This window comes from Streptomyces sp. NPDC005151 (assembly GCF_053599875.1).
This window is the reverse complement of sequence record NZ_JBSFYR010000217.1, coordinates 1-3335: the sequence shown is the minus strand read 5'-3', so window position 1 is coordinate 3335 and position 3335 is coordinate 1. Positions and strand designations below refer to the sequence as shown.

General features: G+C 71.7%; 3 protein-coding genes. 1 reads left to right on the top strand and 2 read right to left on the bottom strand.

Annotation, left to right across the window (positions count from 1 at the left end; all coding sequences use genetic code 11):
- Positions 1-145: 145 nt before the first annotated feature.
- On the bottom strand, positions 146-586 hold the full coding sequence (locus ACWD6R_RS40135) for an ArsR/SmtB family transcription factor (protein ID WP_451823278.1): 441 nt from the start codon (positions 584-586) through the stop codon (positions 146-148).
- A 327-nt stretch (positions 587-913) separates the two neighbouring features.
- Between ACWD6R_RS40135 and ACWD6R_RS40130 the strand changes: the two genes are divergently transcribed.
- On the top strand, positions 914-1756 hold the full coding sequence (locus ACWD6R_RS40130; protein ID WP_451823277.1) for an alpha/beta fold hydrolase: 843 nt from the start codon (positions 914-916) through the stop codon (positions 1754-1756).
- Positions 1757-1779: 23 nt separating this feature from the next.
- On the opposite strand, the gene ACWD6R_RS40125 is transcribed toward ACWD6R_RS40130, so the two are convergent.
- On the bottom strand, positions 1780-3078 hold the full coding sequence (locus ACWD6R_RS40125) for a DUF6986 family protein (protein ID WP_451823279.1): 1299 nt from the start codon (positions 3076-3078) through the stop codon (positions 1780-1782).
- Positions 3079-3335: the final 257 nt, after the last annotated feature.

Here is a 3335-nt window from a genome sequence, read left to right as displayed (position 1 = left end):
CGCTGGCTGGAGACCTAAAACCCCATGTGCGAAGTCACCGACTAGGGCATTTCGGCAACGCGGGAAGCGTGCGTGCCAGGGCGTGGCCGCCCGATCAGAGGTCACCCGACAGGCTCTGAGCCGGGGCGTCGACGGACCGGCTCGATCAGCTTCCGGCGGGCGTGAGCAGCGCGTCCGCTACGGACGTGCGTGCGTAGAGGACCGAGCGTCCGGCGCGGTGGGCGGTCACCAGGCCCGCGTCGCGCAGGGCCGTGAGGTGCTGGGAGACGCCGGCCGCGGACAGTCCCGAACGCCGGGCGAGCGCGGTGGTCGACGCGGGGGTGTCGAGCTCGGTCAGCAGCAGGGTGCGGGAGCGGCCCAGGACAGCGGCGACCGCATCGGCGGCTTCGGTGCTGCGCGGCTCCCAGAGGGTGCCGATGCCCCGTGCCGGATAGGCGAGTTGCGGCGGGTCCGGCGCCACCGAGCGGGTGAGCACCCGCGGCCAGGCGAACACGGAGGGCACCAGCAGCATCCCCGCGCCCGAGTCGGCGCGGGTCAGGGCGCAGTGGCGGCGTACCAGGCGCAGGCTGCTCTCGTCCCACCGCAACGAGTCGTGCAGTTCATGAGGACCTGCGCGGCCCCGAGCTCGGCAACCTGCCGCGCCCGGCGGAACACATCGGCTTCGAGCAGCCGGCGGATCCGGGCCCAGTACGGCGCGAGCGCCAGCTCCCAGTAGGTCTCGATCTCGGCGGCGACCTTCTCCAGCGCCGACCATGCTGCTGTACGCCGTCGTCGTCGCCACCCGGGTGACCGAGACGCGGACGCCGAAGGACCGGGCCGAGGCGCGCGACGGCGTCGGGGCAACCGGCGTATGGCCGAGGAGCGCCGCGTAAACCGCTTGTTGGGTCCGTCGTTCGGTCATCAGGATGACGCCATGCCTACGTTCACCGCTCCCGACGGAACCGAACTCGCCTATCACCTCGTGGGTGAGGGCGAGCCACTACTCGTCCTGCCGGGTGGTCCCATGCGCGCCTCCGCCTACCTCGGCGATCTCGGCGGGCTGTCGCGCGGGCGCCGGCTGGTCATGCTCGACCTGCGGGGCACCGGCGACTCGGGAGTCCCCGCCGACCGGGCCACCTACCGCGTCGACCGGCAGGTGGCCGATGTGGAAGCGTTCCGCGATCACCTCGGTCTGGCCCGCGTGGACGTTCTGGCGCACTCCGCGGGCGGCGATCTCGCAATCCTCCACGCGGCCCGGCACCCGCGGCGCATCCGGACCCTCACGCTGATCACCGCCCGTGCGCGTGCCCTCGGTGTCGACTTCACCGAGGAGCATCGCCGCGAAGCCGCCGCGCTGCGCACGGCCGAGCCGTGGTTCAAGGCCGCGCACGACGCGTACGAGGCGGTCTGGGCAGGCTCCGCCACCGACGCCGACTGGGATGCCATTGCCCCGTTCTTCTACGGCCGTTGGGACACCGCCGCTCAGGCGCACGCCGCAGCCGACGTCGAGCAGAGCAACTACGAGGCCGCGGACATCTATGCGTCCCCCGATGCCTTCGCCCCTGCCGCGGCCTGCGACGCCGTTGCCGCGTTGGACGCCCGGGTCCTGGTCCTCGCGGGCGAGCTGGACAGCGGTCCGCTTCCTCGCGTCGCGGCCACCGTCGCAAAGTTGTTCCCCAAGGCCGAACTGACCGTCCAGCCGGGCGCAGGTCACTTCCCGTGGCTCGACGATCCCGTCCGCTTCAGCGGGACCGTCGAGACCTTCCTGCGGGGCTGACGGTACGGGCCGGGGCCCGAGGCCTACGGCGCCGTCACCGTCAGTCCTCCGCGCCGGGGCGAGGCGAACGCGTCGAGGTCCGCCCGCGTCAGCCCCGTCAGGCGGGCGACCTCGGCGGCGTCGAGTGCGCCGCAGTCGATGCCGCGCAGCAGATATCCGCTGAGGGCCTTGGCGGTGGCGGGCTCGTCCATGACGTCGCCGCCGGCCTTGGCGACATACGCGGCGAGCCGGGCGGCGGCCTGTTCCAGGCCCTCGCGATAGAAGGTGTAGACGGCCGCGTAACGGGTCGGCAGGTGGCCGGGGTGCATGTCCCAGCCCTGGTAGTAGGCGCGGGCCAGCGCACGGCGGGTGAGCCCGTAGTGGAGCCGCCACGCCTCGTGGACCTGGTGGATGGGGCCGACCGGGAGGACGTTGGTCGAGCCGTCGGAGACACGTACGCCGGTACCCGCGGCGGCCACCTGCATGACCGCCTTGGCGTGGTCGGCGGCCGGATGGTCGCTGGCCTGGTAAGCGGCGCTGACGCCGACGCAGGCGCTGTAGTCGAAGGTGCCGTAGTGCAGGCCGGTCGCGCGGCCCCCGGCGGCATCGATCATGCGGGCCACGGCGGCGGTGCCGTCGGCGGCGAGGATGGACTGGCTGGTCTCGATCTGGATCTCGAAGCCGAGCCGGCCCGACGGCAGGCCGTGGGCCTGCTCGAAGGCGTCGAGGAGACGGACGAAGGCGGTGACCTGTTTGGGGTACGTCACCTTGGGAAGGGTGAGCACCAGGCCCTCGGGGAGCCCTCCCGCCTGCATCAGACCGGTGAGGAAAATATCCGTGGTGCGGATGCCCCGGTCGCGTACGGCGGCCTCCATGCACTTCATCCGGATGCCCATGTACGGGGCCGCCGTGCCGTTCTCGTACGCCTCCGAGACCAGCCGCGCGGCGCGGGCGGCGGCCTCGTCCTCCTCGGCGTCGGGGCGGGGGCCGTAGCCGTCCTCGAAGTCGATGCGCAGGTCTTCGACGGGCTCGCGCTCCAGCTTGGCGCGGACCCGGTCGTGGACGGGCGCGGCGAGCTCCTCCGGGATGCCGAGGACGGCGGCGAACGAGGCCGCATCGGGGGCATGCTCGTCAAGGGCGCGGAGCGCCTGGTCGCCCCAGGAGCGGATGGTGTCTGCGGTAAAGGTGTCGCCGGGGACGTAGACCGTGTGGACGGGTTGGCGGGTGCCGGGGTCTCCCGGGTAACGGCGGGCGAGCTCGGCGTCCACCGCGGTGAGGGAGGCACTGATCTCCTCGCTGACCGCACCGGCGAGGCTCGTTGCCACCTTCTCCTGCTGACCCATGTCCACACCCTCCACGATGCCACTGTTTCCGCTTCCCGGAATCAACAATCCGTATAGTGAAGTTATAAGGCCACCGGACCTGCGTCAATGGTGATCAGAAACGGTCCGGGGCCGCGCGGTGAGAACACCACGCGGCCCCGGACCATCGAGAAGGGGTTGACAGCTGCTTGGCTGGGAGCGTGCACGAGGTCGTTTTAGCTCGATCGTGTGACGGTCGGTTGATGGGCTTGCGGTGGGCCGGGTTGGTCGGGCTAGCC

Excerpts from the sequence above, each read along its gene's own strand:
- ACWD6R_RS40130 (WP_451823277.1), top strand. The coding sequence starts at position 914 with ATGCCTACGTTCACCGCTCCCGACGGAACCGAACTCGCCTATCACCTC.
- ACWD6R_RS40125 (WP_451823279.1), bottom strand. The coding sequence starts at position 3,078 with ATGGGTCAGCAGGAGAAGGTGGCAACGAGCCTCGCCGGTGCGGTCAGC.